This window comes from Indolivaga capnocytophagoides, assembly GCF_036511535.1.
Lineage (GTDB): Bacteria > Bacteroidota > Bacteroidia > Bacteroidales > Dysgonomonadaceae > Dysgonomonas_A > Dysgonomonas_A capnocytophagoides.
Genome location: NZ_AP028867.1, coordinates 2,127,034 through 2,146,090, shown reverse-complemented (window position 1 = coordinate 2,146,090; position 19,057 = coordinate 2,127,034). Strand labels below are relative to the sequence as shown.

The 19,057-nt window shown below is 34.6% G+C and carries 8 protein-coding genes; 3 read left to right on the top strand and 5 right to left on the bottom strand.

From position 1 onward, the window contains the following. Window positions 1–4 precede the first annotated feature (4 nt). The 5 genes from AABJ51_RS08865 to AABJ51_RS08845 all read right to left on the bottom strand — a co-directional run bounded on the left by AABJ51_RS08865 (window position 5) and on the right by AABJ51_RS08845 (window position 9,822). Window positions 5–2,737, bottom strand: coding sequence for an endo-acting ulvan lysase-like protein (locus AABJ51_RS08865; protein WP_338375640.1), 2,733 nt, complete (start codon window positions 2,735–2,737; stop codon window positions 5–7). A 101-nt stretch (window positions 2,738–2,838) separates the two neighbouring features. Beyond that, window positions 2,839–4,242, bottom strand: a complete 1,404-nt coding sequence (locus tag AABJ51_RS08860) for a glycosyl hydrolase family 28 protein (protein ID WP_338375638.1) — start codon at window positions 4,240–4,242, stop codon at window positions 2,839–2,841. A 59-nt stretch (window positions 4,243–4,301) separates the two neighbouring features. Further along, window positions 4,302–6,230 carry a glycoside hydrolase family 127 protein gene (locus AABJ51_RS08855; protein ID WP_338375636.1) on the bottom strand — a complete coding sequence of 643 codons (1,929 nt, stop codon included), beginning with the start codon at window positions 6,228–6,230 and terminating at the stop codon, window positions 4,302–4,304. A gap of 14 nt (window positions 6,231–6,244) precedes the next feature. Further along, a complete protein-coding gene (locus tag AABJ51_RS08850) occupies window positions 6,245–8,197 on the bottom strand; it encodes a glycoside hydrolase family 97 protein (RefSeq protein WP_338375634.1) in 1,953 nt (650 codons plus the stop codon). Between the two features lie 17 nt (window positions 8,198–8,214). Beyond that, the gene (locus AABJ51_RS08845; protein WP_338375632.1) at window positions 8,215–9,822 is read right to left on the bottom strand and encodes a hypothetical protein; all 1,608 of its coding nucleotides are present in this window, start codon (window positions 9,820–9,822) and stop codon (window positions 8,215–8,217) included. 629 nt (window positions 9,823–10,451) lie between these two features. Here AABJ51_RS08845 and AABJ51_RS08840 point away from each other — a divergent pair. The 3 genes from AABJ51_RS08840 to AABJ51_RS08830 all read left to right on the top strand — a co-directional run bounded on the left by AABJ51_RS08840 (window position 10,452) and on the right by AABJ51_RS08830 (window position 18,848). Then, a complete protein-coding gene (locus tag AABJ51_RS08840; protein ID WP_338375630.1) occupies window positions 10,452–13,214 on the top strand; it encodes a ligand-binding sensor domain-containing protein in 2,763 nt (920 codons plus the stop codon). Window positions 13,215–13,702: 488 nt separating this feature from the next. Then, complete coding sequence (locus AABJ51_RS08835; protein ID WP_338375628.1) at window positions 13,703–17,038, top strand: SusC/RagA family TonB-linked outer membrane protein; 3,336 nt, start codon at window positions 13,703–13,705, stop codon at window positions 17,036–17,038. Between the two features lie 19 nt (window positions 17,039–17,057). After that, window positions 17,058–18,848, top strand: coding sequence for a RagB/SusD family nutrient uptake outer membrane protein (locus tag AABJ51_RS08830; RefSeq protein WP_338375626.1), 1,791 nt, complete (start codon window positions 17,058–17,060; stop codon window positions 18,846–18,848). Window positions 18,849–19,057 lie beyond the last annotated feature (209 nt).

The window sequence follows — 19,057 nt, the reverse complement described above, 5'->3', positions numbered from 1 at the left end:
TTTTTCATAGTTTTATTTGTTGAAAGTCCATTTTACTCTTTCTGATTTCTTTTCCTTTGAAGCTTATTACAGAAGGCTTGTCGCTAGTGAAATAATATTTACCGTCTTTATATTCTAAAATAACATTCGCTTTTTCTTCTGTTCTTATCAAAATATCTTTTCTTTTAATGAGAGTACCATTACCTAAAAATAAAGTGAAATTATTACCACTTTCACTTATTACAGCGTAAGTTGCATTCACTTCCATATGCTTAAATAATACTTTCTCATTTTTGACTGAAGAGAAAATATAATCAGTTCTGTCCGATTTACTTGTTATTATTAATCCCACAAAATCAGGAGAAACATTTTTCACCTCAAATGATTCTATAGACTGGATTGACTTACCTTCTTTTTCTGTTGTTGGCTCAAATACCGACACAAAAGGATGATTCCAAGCTTCGCCATGTTGACGGGCAGCAATAGTCAGATAAGGAGCTTTTTCTACTTCATACGGAATGCCATGGTTCCCTCTAAAAGCCTTGCATGAGGGAGCCTTAATCGAAAAGACTTCACGTCCATCATATCCTTTCATCCATAAATTCATATATATGTTATCTCCGTCTGGCATAGACATTTTCCATATTGCCTGATAATCATCACTTGTTTTAGCAGAACGTTTATCCCACATATAATCAAGAGCAAAAAGATGCCCGCCGGCAAACCCCATTTCGTTACTTGGTTGTAAATTAAGGCTGTCTCCTTTTATATTTTGCAGAAATAACTCTTGTCCAAGATTATGATAGTAATAATCATGAAATTTATCTCCACTACGTTGTTTCTTTGAACGGAAAATATCTACATAATATCCTGTTGTTTCTCCTGTGCTAATGATGCTTAACAAACGATTCTGATCGCTACGACTTTCCGGCTCCAGAAAATATGCATCAGAATAAGTTATATCCTTGTAATAGCCGTTTTTCTGATTAGATATAGGATAAGATGCTAATAGGTCAAAAGGATGATTGCTTAACATTTCCGGATATTTAGAAATTCCATCTACCATCACTGTATTGTGTGCCGGAAACTGGGAATAATATTCCAGATATGGTTTCTCAAAATAAGAAGATCCTTTTCCCGATTCAGCACCCAGTACATATCCTTTTCCGTATAGCTCTATTGACAGCCCATTACTATGAGCATGATTTCCATAAGATGCATATTGAGAAATCATTAACCCGTTCTTTTTGCTGTCATATTTGTTGCGTTGTACAAACCAGCTAACATTTGGGGCATAAAATGTTTGAGTTATATAATCGTTAAGCTGACCTTTCTCTATTGTCGGGTCTAAGACTAATGGTTTTGTTACAAAAAATGATGAAACTTCAGCCGGAAGTTTTAATGAAGCACTATTATCGGCTTCTTGTATTCCAAACAGTTTATACATTTTGGTAAACAATAGCTCTTCATCTTTATTATTATATTTTTGAGCAATACGAATCATGTCACTGAAAGCCTCGGTATAAATGTCGGCATAATCAGTATCTCCAAAAGCTGTTATTTTTCGATTAGGAAAAAGGTATTGAGGTAATGCCTCTACTGCTTTTTTCATAACAGGAGCATAGGGCAATAAATTTTGATTAAATGTATTATCGTAATCACGAATAAAATTTGTAAGATCTTTAGTTACTCCTTGTGCATATCCCGGACATTCATTCCAAATCCCGGTATTGGTGTCATAACCATACTTCAAAAAATCTGTTAGAGACCATTGTCTGGCAGACGACTTATTTAATATATAATCAATATAATATTCACGTCCTTTATTATCGGAGTAGTGTTTATTATCTTCCAGAACCATAGCAACTTTTAATACAAATTTAGATTTATGCAAGTTCCAATTATTGTGAGGTACTCCATTTTTAATACTTACATCTATCCATTTCTTAAATGTTTCAGCATATTTATCTTCCTTATCCTTATGATTAGTATCAATATAAGGATATAAAAAATCGTATAGATAAGCTAACTCGTTGAGTATTCTTTCCTGTATTACCTCAAATGTAGATAGCCCGACAAGAGTCTGGGCATGTCCATGACCTAAATCAATCGGTTCGTTACGATAGTACATTCCCATCATATAAGTATCGAATAAGCCGAATGAAAATCGGGCATATTTTTCATCCCCGGTTAACCAATAAAGAAATGCAGCATCTTTACCTATACGCATGATCTCTTCATTTACACTTTCGATACTTGAACCTGAAACATTAGATTGTTCAACCCACTCTAAAGGATTACCTGTCTTAGAGCTATTGTGAAAATACACCCCTTTTGTATCATCCATATAAGGAATAATATCTTCTATTCGGGGTCTTTTGTAAGGACTGCTAACACCGCGTGTGCTTCCGAAGCGAACAGTTGGTACAGGCGATTCTCCATCCGCATGCGAATAAACTCCTCCATTGATATATACTTGAGTTGCTCTGCTTTTCCAATACATCATCAAGCGGGAATACATCCAATCTGGTTGTGATTGAGTCTTATCAACATAGAAGTCTACTCGCTTTTCTATTCCTTGTATAATTTCTTTTGCCCATACTTCTTCTTTTATCTGAGTTTGAAGAATTGGTTTATATTTATCAAAAGTCATCAACCTTGGATGTCCTTCAGGTAAATCTGATGGTAATGGAATATTCTGTCCCGATAAATGAGTATAGATAAATAAGAAGGATACAGCTATAATTATATATTTCATTTTTCTTGATTTTACTTAAGGTCTCAGACCTTTTTATTGATTTGGTAAGTATAATAACCAAAGCCGGTTATAAACTAAAAGTATATCATTAATCTTTTCTGTTACTTAAAGTGAATGTTTTTTATAAACTCGTTGTGACGGAAATAGTCCAGATTGTTAATCTTTTTCCCGTTTATCGTTACATTCTCAAAAGTCACATCTTTTATTATCTGATTTTTACTCAATCCCTCCAATACACATAAACTTTCATTGGTACCGTTGTAGGATATATTACGGAACATAATATTTTCTATACCTCGACCAGGTTGCTTGTCATATTTTTCATTAAAACGAACTTTTATATAAAGCAATCTTCCTTCCTGTATACTTTCCACTCTAATATCTTCGCACAAGATATTTCGTACAAGATTGCGGTCGCCGGCATCAATAGAGATACATCCCTGGTAAGGAGGGTCATCCTCATCATGCTCTAAAATATCGATATTTCGAATTGTTATGTTTTCCATAATCTCACCCGGATCATTGTTGGGGTCACCATGTCCACCCATATTTATGGGGTGAGCAACATCCGCCCAAAGAGTAGAATTCTCTATCGTAATATTGTTGCTTCCTCCGTAAAATTCCCATCTGTGATTATAAAGAGCTATGCAGTCATCACTGTTTCTCATAAAGACATTGTCGATGAGTACATCCCGACAGCACATCATATCTATACCATCGCTCCACCCTTGATTACTGAACGATCTGAAATTACGGATTGTTATTCCGGATGATTGTCCACCTGAAATTGAATAATGGCGTGGGTTGATGGCTATAATATCATGTATTTCTACATTTTTAGAAAAGTTTATAGCAATACCTTGTGTTGGTTCCAAAATGATACCTCGTCCGTATATTTTCACATTTTCAACATTCTCACATAGTAATTTACCATTTAGCACAGCTCCGCTTGCCAGATATACTGCAGTATTAGACGGTATTTTGAAAACCCCTTTGTTTTCTTCGGTCGGAGTATGTAATCCCGCATCAAAATACATAACACCTTTTGCATTTTTTTCGGGCTTATCTTTTTCAATAGAATTTGTGAAAACATGCAGATTATGAAGACGATCTCCGTTAAATTCCACTGATAGATTTTCGGGAGAGTCAAGTGTGAAAATTATAACATTATCATTAATATGTTGCACTACTTGCTTTGATAGCGGACGAATCGAAACTCTGACTATATCTCCGTTGTTTTTTTGTACTTTAACCTCAACAGTACCTTTGAAATCAAAATAAACCATCGATGCATCGGATTTTGTATCCATATCGACTTTTACATTGTATTCATATAAATCAGTCCATTCACGGTCTCCTTGCATTCGCACCTGCACGGTATAATCGTCATTATGCATCTTGTAATACAATTCTTTCGGTACAGAATGAGTCACAATCTGAGTGAAAGCATTGTTATTTATAAATACAATCAGGAGTAACATTACAAACAAAGATGTCTTTTTCATACTTTTATTTCAATAAGTTAAAATATTGGTGATTAACCTATATGTTCTAATTTTTTATTTTACTCTACTATATTCCAATACACGACATAACGCTGGCGATGTATTTTATAGATCGGCTCAAGACGGATATTATCACTTTTCACATTGAATACCAATCCTTTTTGTTTTTCAATATAATCTTTCAGATTCTTGCGATCAAGCCTCAATGAAGTTTGCAGGTTTGCAGGCACATGGTAGTCGTAAGTATAATAGTCATTGTACTGGCTGGGGGCTGAAAACGGAGCCGGAGCTGTCATATTCTCGGTTCCCATTACACCTGCCAATACCAGAGGGCCGTACATAACTGCTGCTAGATTTGGATTGTCATTGGCTTCTGCAAGATGCAAACTCATAGGATAACGTACTTCTATTTTATCTCCGTCTTTCCATGTACGATCTAATTTTATATAGCTTGATGGGGTTTGTTGTACTCTTACTGTTTTGCCATTTACTTTGACTTCGACATTCTTTGCCCATTCTGGATAGCGCAAATAAAGTGGCATTTTTATAGTTTTATCAGTCGATACAGTGAATTTTACATTTTCATCATTCGGAAACTGAGTTTCCTGTGTAATCTTTACGCCTTTCTCTTTCCATGTGAGTTCTGATGGTATGAATAGGTTTATATATATCCCTTTGCCATCATTATAATAAATGGCCTCTCCGTACTTTGCATGATTTTCGAAACCTGTACCAACACAACACCAGAATGAATTTTCGGGAGTGCTGTATACTTTATATGCTCCGGGTAGTAAAGGTAAGAAGTAAGCAACCATACCTGATTCCGGGTCTTGCTGACCAAGTATGTGGTTATACAAAGCTCTTTCATAAAAATCGGCATAACGTGGATTAGTATCCCAACAGAATAGGTGACGGGTTAGTTTCAACATATTGTTGGTATTACAGGTCTCCTGTGTATAGCCTGTTAGATTTTTCGAGATACTATCAGCCTTAATAAATTTTTCTTTATGACTGTTCCCTCCTGTACAAAATGTCTGATGGTCATGTACAGTATTCCAAAAGAAAGTTGCAATATCCTTTGATCTTTCATCCGAAAATAATTCGTAATTACGTGCTTCTCCAATTAACTTCGGTATAAATGTATTAGCATGTTTGAGGTTAAGGTCTGCATGATGTTGAGCCAACGGATCGAGAACATCTGCATGATAGAAAAATTCTGCCAATTTTTTATGCTCGGGATTACCCGTTATTGAGTATAAATTATAAAAAGCTTCGTTAGTTCCACCAAATTCGTTACGCAACATAAGCTTACGCTGCTCGTCGGTTAAAGGCATCAACTTTTGATATGCCCATGCAGCAGCCTTAATCATAATATCCAATGCCTCTTGATTGTTGCAGTAAAGATATTGATCAATCAAACCTGCATATATTTTATGCAGAGTATACCACGGAGCCCATACGCTTTTACCGGCAATGTTGCGATTGATAAGATTTTCGGAGTAGGCACTAATGTAGCCTTTCTGCCCATTATCCAGCATGGTAGCTTGAACTTCGTATAAGCCTTTGACTATGCTGTCTCCTTTTATTTTGTACTTAACATCTCCGGTAGATGCATACAGGTAGGCAAGTCCCGACATAATGTGTCCGGTAGTATGTCCGCGAAGGTCACAGTCCAGTGATTCCCATCCTCCCAATTTATTAACTGTCATATAACCGCCTTCACGACCGGCATAAGTACCGGAAGTGTTGCGGAAACTATGTAATAAACGATCGACACCAATGGAAATTATCCATTTTGATTCCCGATCCATATTCTCTTTAAAAGGAGAATCCAATAATCTTATCTCGTTCAGATCAAAGCTAAAGGCTTTAACTTCTCCTGTCAGGGGTTGTTTTATCTTACCGGTATGTTGTCCCGGATAAATAGATTGAGCAACTAGAGAATAAGATATTAAGAATGATAATAATATGAAATATATTTTTTTCATGGGAATCTTCGTCGTTATAACACTTGTTTCTTATTGTATGCTTTGTACTTTTTCAAATCATCGTTTGATGCAGGAGTAAAATGTATTGTACAGCCTCCTTTAGGTTTTAGTGTAAATTGTAATATGTTTTCTTTCGTTACAATCAACTTGGTGATTTGTACTTTTGTTTTAGTATTAACCTTATCGTTATCGGTATAAATACTAGCTACATACTTTGTGCTATTATCAAGGAAAGACAATGACGTTGATATTTTATGTGATTCGTTATTGCCAATAGTACCCAGAAACCAATCATGACCACTGCGACGTGCTATCGTTATATATTGTCCAATACTGTCATGGATAACTCTGGTATCATCAAAAGTAACAGGTACATTATCAAAGAACTCTAATTCCGGTACATTCTCAATTCTGGCAGGTGTATCATACCAATACAATGTTTGTAAAGGGCTGTAGTATATAATTGGGAAAGCGAGTTGATGAGCATGGGTGTTTTTGATACGAGGATCAAAATAACAAACGGTATAATCGCCTGCACCTGAAATCATTCGGGTGAAAGGTAATATTGTATTATGTGTTGCCTCAGGAAACTCCTCATTTCCTCGTATCCCCTCTTGAGTTAAGAGGTTGGGATAAGTACGGCTAAATCCAGAAGGTCTAAACTCATCATGTATATTTACCATGAGATTATTGTCAGCAGCTAATCGAACCAGATTATGTACCCATGTTGCCCAGCGATGAGTTTTGAATTGTACAAAACCGAATTTAATTCCAGCGATACCCCATTCTTTATAAATAGGAAATATTTTCTCCGCTTGTTTTTCCAGTGCGTGGTGATTTACATACAGCCAAACTCCAACTCCTTTTTCTTTACCGTATTCCACTACCTTTTTCATGTCAATGGGAGCGACTACTGTCGAAGCATCCGAAGAATAATCAAAAGCTGGACCATACCATTTCCAATCAAATAGTATATATTGCATATTGTGTTTTTCGCAAAAATCGATACATGCAATAGCATTCTCTGTGGTTAGAGTTGTCTCCCGCATAATTTTGCCGGGCTTTATCCAATCCGTATTTGCTATTTTATTGGGTTCATTCAAATTCAATATAATATCATTGTTTTCAAGCAATCTTCCGGGAGAATCTGCTGCCATAATAACCTTCCAAGGAGTAGAGTAGGGGGTAAGCATATCCATAGATTCATACATTGTTGTTGAAATAGTATTAGCCTTGTGTTTTGATTTAACAAAATTCAGAAAAGTCCAATTCGAAACCTCTGCATCTGTCAGACATGCCCATTTACCGCTGGGTAATTGTATTGTCAATGGACGTTCGTAAGGAATATTATCCTCCCATTCAGAAAGAGTCATCTGCTTATAATCTCCTTGTGCCCATTTGGCATTCCATGTTTTAGCATTTTCAGGTAGAGTATAATCTGTCAGATCGGCTGTGATTTTATTATAGACAGCATCTGGATGCATCGGAAATGTATATCTGAAAGCGATACCTTCATTATAAGCTCGAACTTCAATATTCATTTTATAATTAGAGCGATCAGGCTTTTCTAAAGAGATTACAACAGAGTTGTAATGATCTTTTATTTGCGACCGTTCTCCATAGAGAGGAGTCCATGTTGAATTATGTTGATCAAATTTGGCATCCTTGTATATTAGATTATCGTTCCAGCTATTAACTTTATCTACCTTAGGTGTATATGCTAATGCACTTTCCCATACTCGATTGTCCATCTCCAAACCCATTATAGAGGGTTGAATGATAGACTCATTTTTATATAGAATCTCATAATACATCGTGAAAATTCCATTGTCTTCTTTTTGAGAAAAGCAGAATTTCAAGTTGTTATCAGGAGATGAAAGCGTTATATTTGATTTTTGCATATTTTCTGCATGCAGAGGTATACAACAGATTAATAAAGAGACAGCTAAATAAAGTATCTTTTTCATGGTCATCATATCTGATTTTATTTGTTAATATAAAAACTTCGTTCAATAGCATCAGCGGTTTTCCATTGGCCTTCAATTCCGTATTGCCAGGCTACCACTGTTACTTTTATCGGGTATTTAGAGCGAGGAGGTATCGGGGTAAATATAATTTTATTGTTTTCTATTTCAGCAGGGCCTTCTTTTACATAAAAGTACACAGGAAGTCCGCTCGAACTACTTGCTTCAAGAGAAGCATTCGATACATCTTTAGACTGGTTCGGCAGAGGAGGAAATGATATATTTTGTGTATTTCCATTCTTGATAGGGAAAGGTATCTGTATATTCATTTGCTGTACTGTGCTCTTGTATTCCCGATCACCTTTATTAGACGCTAATAACCAAATCTCGCCTGTTCGTCGAGTCGGGTACATTCCCATACGATAAAAGCGAACCGAAAAGGTCGTGTCATTTAGTTGCGTAACAGGACCACAAATACGGGATATTTTTATGTGTCCTTTTGTATGGTTATTACTTTTTATAGTTCTTAATGAGTCTGTATAAACAGCATTTATATTGAAAGTCAAACCATCAGTCTGAGGTAAAAACTTTGCAACGATTCGTGCATGTAATTTTTCATTGTATGGCAGTAGCTTTCCATTTTGGGTGAATCCGATGTATTGCTCTTTCTTACCTCTAGCTATTAAATAGTATTTTTCTGTAGCTTGTGCCATTTCTTTATCAAAATACCAAAAAGCTGTATTCTTATCTCCGTCGTATTTCCTGTATGGAGCAGCTTGGGCACTAGAAGGTATATCTTTATGCCATCTATCTGCTAACCAACCATCTTTGGCATTGATAGGTATCAGCTGTACAGCTCTATCTGTAGGCATCAATTTAGGTAATCTGTATTTAGCCGCTTTTTTGAGGAATAATGAGAGATAATCAATCAATTCATCGGAATGATCGAAATGTCCGTGTCCGGCATCTGCTAACAACGACAGCGGAGCTTCAGGATATTCAGCCCGATAATCCAAAGCTGATGTTAGGCGGTCTTCCATCCATTCATATTCCCCCATTACCATTAATCCGGGAATGCCTTCAATTGAACGTTTTCCCCAATCAAGATTTTCCCTTCCATATCCGGTAAGCTTAGTTCTAGGCGAATCTCCATGTATTGAAAGAATGGCAAGTGTACGGTTAGGATTCCATGCAGCAAAGTTCCACGGAAATGTAGCCATTGCCGAATGTCCTATTGGAACTATCGGTGCAAATTTCAATTCACTATGCCCAGATGCTTCAGACAATTGTGTCATCATATCCTCAAAGATTCTATTGACATTGTTCACAGGATCCCATTTTACATCAATACTTGGTGTAACCCATACAATGGCAAAGCCTAATTCTGACATGGTTTTTCTGAACTTGGGATGTTCAAAAATGCCTTCTTCAGACATATTATGCATACCAACCACAACAGCTTTTACTTGTTTGCAATTATAAGGAATCCATAAAAAAGCCTGTGGTGAATGGTTGGTCTCAGTTTTAGCAACCCCTTTTACTTCAACCGACCACTGCCATTCTGCTGTATATGCTTTGCCTGATGTAATTAACATTAAGACAAATACTATTTTAAATAGAAATTTCATTTTATGTAATCGTTTTATGAATTTATAGTTCCCTTATTAAAAGACATCGACATGGCAAAACTTCTTTATTTACGGTAAGAGAACCGTTATTGTCTGCTCTAACTATTTCTTTAGTTGTCTCTTGAGAAAAGAAGGTAATCGGTATTAGATTAATGATTATTGTTATGATTTTTTTTCGCATTATCATTGATAAAATAGAGTTAACAACTTATTATTTTTCTTGACCTAACGGATTTATAATAGAAACCAAAGTCAAATCAAACAAGTTTAAATATATTGATGTTGTTTATGTCTCTGATAGGCTAACATTGTTGCGATACCCTTTGACTGGTTTATTCAGTAACAAGATCAAGGGGACAGAACAAAAATAAATAAAAAATAAAGGAGGTGCTGAATCAATGTTATTTATATATGTATCTGTAAATTCTCTCAAACAAAAATGATATAATTTTATTATATACAGCTATTTATGTTGATTTATGTCGGTCTTTTTAAATTTAAAAGAACTAATAGCCCCGATGCTTAACCTTAAATAGAGTCACTTCACCCTAATGAAAGGTAAAGTCTGGTAATACCTTTATTAAACTCTTACTTTTTTTTGTAACTTTCGGGTAAATAAATTACAATTCATGCGTATTAGACATCTACTTTCACTAATTATTCTGATTTTAAGCATTGGAGAATACTCTTATGCGAGAGAATCTGATTATAGAAATTTAGGAACTAAAGATGGATTTTCGAATCTGACATGTTATTCTATCTTCAAGGATTCAAAAGGTTTTATCTGGTTTGGGATGAATAATGGATTAAATCGTTTTGATGGAGTAAATGTAAAAGTATATCCCGAGTTTGAAGATTCTCAGATTTTTTCTATTTCGGAAAAAGATAATTATTTATGGATTGGTTCAAGTAACAGATTAAAACGTATGAATCTAGTGACTGAAAAAATTGATGAGATTTTGTCTACAGATGAAAAATCGTCAATAAAAGGTGTACGTGATTTGTATATTAGTGATGATAATATCCTTTATATTGCAAGTGAAACAGGATTATACATGTATCGGGATGGAAAGTTAGAACATCACATATTTGAGTCTAATGTACTTTCATCTGCTAATTTTATTCTTTCAATCGTTGAAGAAAAGAAGGACTCGTATTGGCTGATAACGAGAAAGGGATTAATTCATTTTAATCCAACTAATAAGAGTTCTGAATTATATACATTAAATAATGCAGCTCAGTTTGCAAAACAAGCAAGCTTGGTGTTTACCAATAATACCTTATATATAGGTTTATTTCCTGAAGGAATTATAACATTCGACTGTAAATCGAAACAGATGGATGTGCTTAAAGATTTTAAGGGAATAGATGTTTCGAAATTAATATATGAAAAACCCCTAATATATGCTGCTACAGGAAAAGGGTTAAAAACTATTTCCACTTTGACTAATAGAGAAGTTTCAATTGATGATGTTTTAGATATTCCTAATAATGTAAGGATAAACAACATTAGTTCTTTATTGAAAGTACAAAACGGATATTGGGTAAATGTTTTTCAAGGAGGTATTTATTATATTGAAACCCTGAAAAGAAAATTCGAAGTATACAGCCAACCTTCATTACAATATTCAACAAAAGGAAATACTATAAGATCATTTTGGGGCGGCAAAAATGAAATATTAGTTGGTACTAAAGAAAACGGACTAGATTATATATCAGAAGATCGGGCTTTTGTGAAAAAATTCACATCTAAATCGACTCATGAATTACCGGGTAATCTTATTCTTTTTATAAAACCATATAATAATAAGTACTTAATTGGAACATATACAGGTTTAACTGTATTTGATCCAAAGACTTTAACATTCTCATCTTTTTCTGATGAAAAAGTTTTTCAGGAGAATACAGCGTTCTATTACTGCGAAGAGGATAAAAATAATAATCTGTGGTTTGCTACAAATAAAGGTTTAATTAACTACAATACAAAGAACAGAACGTTAAATAAGTATCTGGGAATGAGCACTGGTGTAATTGCCGGAGATATTAATCTTATTTATTGCGATTCAAAAAATAGATTATGGATTGGGACAACCTCTGGAGTTCATTTATTAGATATCCCTTCCGGTATCCTAAAAAGTGATATTTTCCCTAAAGTTGAGCCTTTAAAAGAAGAAATAAAATACTTTTTTGAAGATAGCAGGCATTTTATCTGGATATGTACGCAAAAAGATGGAGTTATCAGGCTTAACCAAGAGCTTACTGAATTAAAAACATTCTCAACTCAGAATATCTTACCTAATAATGTAGTATCTTCGATAATAGAGGATAAAAATAATAATTTGTGGTTTGCTACATTAAGTGGTATCTTAAAATTTAATCCGAATACCGAGAGATATCGATTATTCGGATACTCTGATGGTATTACAAATTCTTTTTTCTACAATAGAGTACAATATGACAGTAAGGATAATACTATTTGGTGGGCTAATGGAGATGGGCTACTTACTGCAAATTTAGATCATATCGATGATAAATCATTCTCAATACCTCAAATTGTTTCTATTACTATATCAGGTAAAAAAATGTCGCTCATCAATGATGAGAATGGAAACAGGATAACACCCGAATATATGCAATCTCTGAGTTTAGAATCTGGCGAAAATACAATCCGTATTGCATTTTCTTTGCTTAATTTTTCATTTTCTAAAGGCTCATATGAATATATGTTAGAGGGGTACGACAAGGACTGGCAAAAAAGTATCGAAAATGATGAAATTGAATATTCTAATTTAGCTGCAGGCTCTTATTTGTTGAAAATACGAGAGTTTGGTAAGCCTGAAAGCGAACGCTCGGTAAAAATAAGAGTCTCTGAGACATTCTTTTCATATATAGCAATATTTCTGGCGATTATATTTATAGTCTTTATAGCTTTTATTATTTATTGGAAAAAAATAAGAGTTGCAAAAACTGAGAATGCAGCAGTAGCATCAGAAACACCCCAAGAGGTTGTATTAGAGAATAAGCCAAAATATAAATTTTCGAAGACAGATAAAGAACGGTTAGAGAAAATATATAATGAACTAATTGAATACATAAAGGCTAACAAACCTTATACAAATCCCGATTTGAAATTATCAGATCTCGCATCTGAAATAAACTATCCTCCATACGAATTATCAAAGATGTTTAGTTTGTATCTTAATAAGAATTATTATGATTTCATAAATGAATTCAGAATTAATTTATTTAAAGAGTTGGCCGATTCAGGTGAATATAAAAACTACACATTAATGTCTATTGCCGAGCAATGTGGATTTAAGTCTAAAAGCTCATTTTATGGAGCATTTAAGAAGATAATGAATACAACTCCTAATGAGTATATTAAGAGATAGATTGTTTTTCTAAATTTATTCGAACTCGTCTATACCTATAATAAGATTTTGCATTTCAGTGCTTTATCGTTGTTTTGTTCCCTTACAATTTACCAATACAAATCTGCCATAGATTGTCTCAAAAAAAACGTCAGAACAGCTTTTCTTTGTTGTCAATAAATTTCTTTACGGACAGAATAATGTCTACATATTAGTTATTTTAATATTATAGTTAAGCTCTACATTGTGAATATTCAGAATAGGGATTATCTATTTGAAATATTTATGTGTATATGGTCTTAGCTGATTATTCTGATATTCTAATTGTGTCATTCATATCTATGTCTTTAATAGAAAGAAATATAACCTAACTTCTAAATATGCCTATGAAGAATGATACCGATGAAAAGAAACAACATGTTGTAATGTTCTATTATCAAGAAAAATGTTAATCACCTTTCCTCATTATATGTATAAAATACAATAATGCTAATACAAAAATTATAATTATGAAATGGAATTTAAAATCTAATTTACCATCGAGTAAGGTATTTTTAATGTCTCTTGCTTTTGGTTGTATACCTATGGTCTCTTTGCAAGCTAAAGCTGAGATAAAAGACATTTTAGCCGAAAATCAGACAACAAAATCAATAAAAGGAAAAATAGTAGATACCAAAGGAGAACCTCTAATTGGGGTTAGTGTGGTAGTGGTGGGAGCTACAACGGGAACAGTAACAGATTTGGACGGAAACTTTTCAATAAATGTACCCAATGACAAGTCTCAAATAAAAGTATCTTATATTGCCTATAAAGATCAAATTATTAATATCGCTAATAGATCAGTTGTAAATATTACACTAGAGGAGAACTCCGAAGCACTGGACGAAGTTGTAGTGGTTGGATATGGAACAGCGAAGAAGGAAACCCTTACAGGTGCTATTTCTCAAGTAGGCGAAAGTGTTTTTAAAGACAAAGGTGTAATATCGAATCCCGTTTCCGCTCTTCAAGGTGTCGTTCCGGGAATGGTTGTAACAAGAGGCAGTTCTGCTCCCGGACGGGAAAGTTGGAGTTATAAAATCAGAGGACAAGGATCAGTAAATGATCCAGGAACTTTAGTCTTGATTGACGGTATACCGGGAGGAATAGCGGATATAAATCCCGATGATATTGCTTCTATATCAGTATTAAAGGATGCTGCAGCTGCAATTTATGGATCAAGAGCTGCTGGTGGTGTTGTGCTTGTCACAACTAAAAGAGGTAAAGTTCAGAAGGCAAAAGTTAGCTATAAAGGTAATATTGCTTTCAAAACACCAAGTATGCAACAAGAGTTTATGAACATGAAGCAATGGGCGTACTCTATTGAAGAAGCAAGCTTGAACGATAAAGTGGCTGGTATTGGAACTTATTCTCCCGGAAACAATATTGGTGCGATGCCTTATTGGGCATTACAAGCTATGAAAACGAGCGATCCACGCTATTATAATACAGTGCAGCCATATAATGTAGGACCATCTGTCGGAGAAATAAAAGATATTGGTTTTATGGATTTTAATATGAATGATGCGACATGGGGTGATGCAATTTCAACTTCTCATAGTATAGGTATATTAGGAGGCAGCGAAACCAATACTTACAATATTTCTATGGCATACATGTATGACGGATCTCCACTTAAATCAACATGGGGTACTGATAGATCTATTAGGTATAATATCAGAGCAAATAATGATATTAAAGTTGCAAAGTGGTTTGATATATCTACTGATTTATCTTTCGACCGAAGAGAAAGTAAATATCCAACTCAACGTCCTAGTAGTATTGCCGGTAATCCTCCTGGTTCACCGTTGTTAACTCCGCAGGGTAATCCTTTTGGTTGGGCTTCGAATATGACAGCTGTAGTAGCCAGTAAATTTGGAGGAGAGAACAGTACAACTATCAATAGCTTTAAAGTAAATGTATCTCCTAAATTTCATATAATCGAAGGATTAGATTTTATCGGGAATGTATATTTTAACCCATGGTCAGATTCCCAGGATGAATATCAAAACATCGTGACATGGTATGCTTATGATGAGACTCCTTATGCTTACAAAAGCCCTAATAGCAACTATATGCAGAGATACAATAAAAATGTATTAAAGCAACAGTATCAAGGTTATTTTAATTATAAGAAAACAATTGCGAATGATCACGCTTTTGATGTTATGGCCGGATTATCTTATGAAAGTGAAAGAGCCACTAAAATAACAGCAAAAAGTACTAATCTTGAAGTTGAAGATTTACATTCTGTAAATACAGGGAAGTCTGCAACAAATACAGATGAAGTTGCAACCTGGGCTATGGCTTCATATTTTGGACGTGTAAACTATGCTTATCAGGGAAAATATATTGCTGAAGTACTTGGGCGATATGATGGTACATCAAAATTTATAAGAGGAAAGAAATGGAAGCCCTTTTATGGAGCTTCTATTGGTTGGAGATTATCTGAAGAATCATTTCTTAAAGAGACCGGAATTTTTGACAATCTAAAAATCCGTGCTTCATATGGCGAAGTAGGTAACCAGGCAGGTATCGATAATTATGACTATATAGCATTATTAAATCTAAATACAGCCTCAGGTAATGCAGCAAACTATCCTCTTTTTGGACCGGATGCAAGCCCATCTTATGGGCAGACTATTACACAAAAGAACGTAATATCTTTAGAACGTGAATGGGAAGTTATAAAAACAAAAAATATAGGATTAGATTTTAGTGTATTGGACAATAGACTGAGTGGTTCATTCGATTATTTTGTCAAGAATAATGATAATATGCTTGTATCTGTTACTTATCCTCAAACATTAGGAGCAACAGCACCAAAAACAAATTCAGGAAAGATGAAAGTTAATGGATGGGAAGTTGCTTTGAGTTGGAGAGATAAAATTGGTGATCTTAATTATTTTGTATCGGCAAATATAAGTGATGCAAAAAATAAAATAGTTGCGATGGAGAATGCGACAACTAAAAATTGGAATACACGGACAAGTAATCTTGTGGGCTATGCGATGAATACCTATTGGGGGATGGAAGCAGTAAAACTAATAGAAACCCAAGAGGAACTGGATGCATATGTGAAGACGGTGGGTAATGATGTCTTAAACGGAGCTACTTTGCGTATAGGAGATATGATGTATCGGGATCTGGACAAAGATGGAACCATTACAAAAGAGGATGTTAAGCTGCTGGGAGATAACACACCTCATTATAGTTTCGGTATCAATTTAGGTGCAGAATATAAAGGTTTTGATTTTTCGGCAAATATACAAGGCGTAGGAAAACAAATGATTATGAGAAATGCAAGTGCTGCAACTATGTTAGTGGCTAATAGTTATCAAAACCAAGGCTCAGTTTGGTATGGTAAAAATTGGAGTGATGTTGCAGACTATTATGGGAATAATTATGGTATTTCGTATATAGAGAATGATGGGACTACTACAAATACAAATCTTTTATTATCCTCAGTGAATAGAAATCCTAATGCTGTACCTAAGACAACATTAAATGGAAATGTAAGAACTTACAACTATCTGTATTCGGATGCCTGGTATCGCAAACAAAATGGAGCTTATGCCCGTATGAAAAATATAACCATTGGTTATACTCTACCTAAATCGATTCTTGCAAAATTTAATATTGATAAATTAAGAGTTTATTTCTCAGGGAATGACCTGTTTGAAATAACAAAGACAAAGGATGGTTGGGATCCTGAAGCAACAGCCGAAGATCCATTTGGAGGAACTAGTGGTTCAAATAGCTATCCATTTATGCGTTCTTACTCTTTTGGTATTGACTTAACTTTTTAAATAATAGGAGACTTATAAAATGAAAAAATATATATTACTGGCTCTTAGTTGTTCTTTACCTTTTCTTTTTAGCAGTTGTAATGATCTTTTAGATTTGGATCCGGAAACAGATCCATCTGATGCAACCATGTGGAATTCTGTAACTGCATTTGAAAAGGAAGCTAATAATTATTACACATACTTACCTAAGATGCAAAATTTAAAAACAGGATCCGATACATACTGCTATGGTTTTATGGATCGTGAAGATATGGGTGATCTTGTTTTTAATATAAATAACTTTAATTCAATATCTAATTCGCATTATGGAGTACCCAGTACAGATAAAGTGTATGAAGAATATTGGAAAAGACTTAGATCTGTCAATTATCTTTTTAAAAATGTGGCAGGCTATTCAAAACCGGCAGATATCGCTAAATATGTAGCCGAAGCTCATTTTTTCAGAGCTTATTTATCATATATCGTATTTGTTGATTATGGACCACTGCCAATCATAAAAGATGTTCTGGATACTTCCTCTCCAAACTTGTATGCTGCTCGTGCAACGAGAGATGAGTTTGCAAATTTTATTATTGAAGATCTGGAAACAGCAATAAACAGCGGGGTTCTACCTAAACAATCAGAAGTGGCTTCTTCGAGTGATAATGGGCGTATAACAATTGGAGCAGCTCAAGCTCTTCTTGCACGTATGTGTCTATTTGAAGGAACCTGGCAGAAATATCATAACAATAATACTGCTCGTGCATCTGAGTTATTAACAAAGGCTGCTGATAATGCAGATAAGGTTATGGAAGACAATGGCTCATATGAGCTTTTCTATAATTCAATATTGAAAGAGAAAAGTTATCGATACATGTTTATATTGGAAAGCGTGACTAAAACGAATCCTGCAGGTGTGCTGAAAGCTGCTAATAAAGAATATATTCTGCGTAATCGTTTTCACGAACAAACTAGGCAATCGGCTCAGAATAACACGCATAGAGGTAATGGGATGTTGTTGTCTCGAAAAATGGTTGAAATGTTTCTTGATAAAGATGGCAAAAATACTTTACCCGACTATAAGACATCACTTAATAGTTTCTTAAAGGATCGAGATCCACGTCTATCATCAACTGTTATTGGTTTAGGAGATTTATATTGGAACTATGCATCAGGAAGTACATTTAATAGAGACCACGCAGATAGCTTGAGCATGCAATTGAGAGTTTGGAATGGAGAAGGTTTTTATGCTAATAAATTTGCCGGAGAACGCAAAGCCGATGCAAATTCTGATGGTTTTGATGTTCCTATTATACGTTTAGCTGAAATATATCTAATATATGCCGAAGCTAAGTGCGAATTAGGGAATGGAACTATATCTCAAGCGGATCTGGATAAATCTATTAATAAGTTACGGGAAAGAGTAAGTATGCCTTATTTAACCTCAGCATCAGTACCTTCAGGATCAACTATGCTGAAAGAGATAAGAAGAGAGCGTACAGTTGAACTATTCCTTGAAGGCTTCCGTTTTGATGATTTGCGTCGGTGGGCAACAGCAAAATCTGAATTAAGCCAAAATGTTGAAGGTATCTGGATGGGGACAGGCTCTGCATTTGCTAAACCTTGGGTATTAAACTATATCAGTCTTGGAAAGAAATATGAATATTCACCGGATGCAGCCCTTAAGATAGAGACTAATACAGAAGGTTATACAATTCATGAAAAAGCATCAAATAGAACTTTTGAGGATAAAAATTATCTTTTTCCATTGCCTGATAAGCAAATTGAATTGAATGTAAAACTAGAACAAAATCCGGGATGGTCACTTTAATTAATCCTGAAATAATCTCTCGGAGGAGTAAATAATCTTACTTATGTCTATAAATAGTATTGTTTAAAATATTTTAATAATACGAACAACACTAAAGTTCGATGAAAGGATAAGTATTGAAAGATACTTTTGATCCCGACATCGAACTTTATTTAATCTTGATAATATGGCTGATCTGGATAGAATGTAAACAATGGTTAATGTAAAGC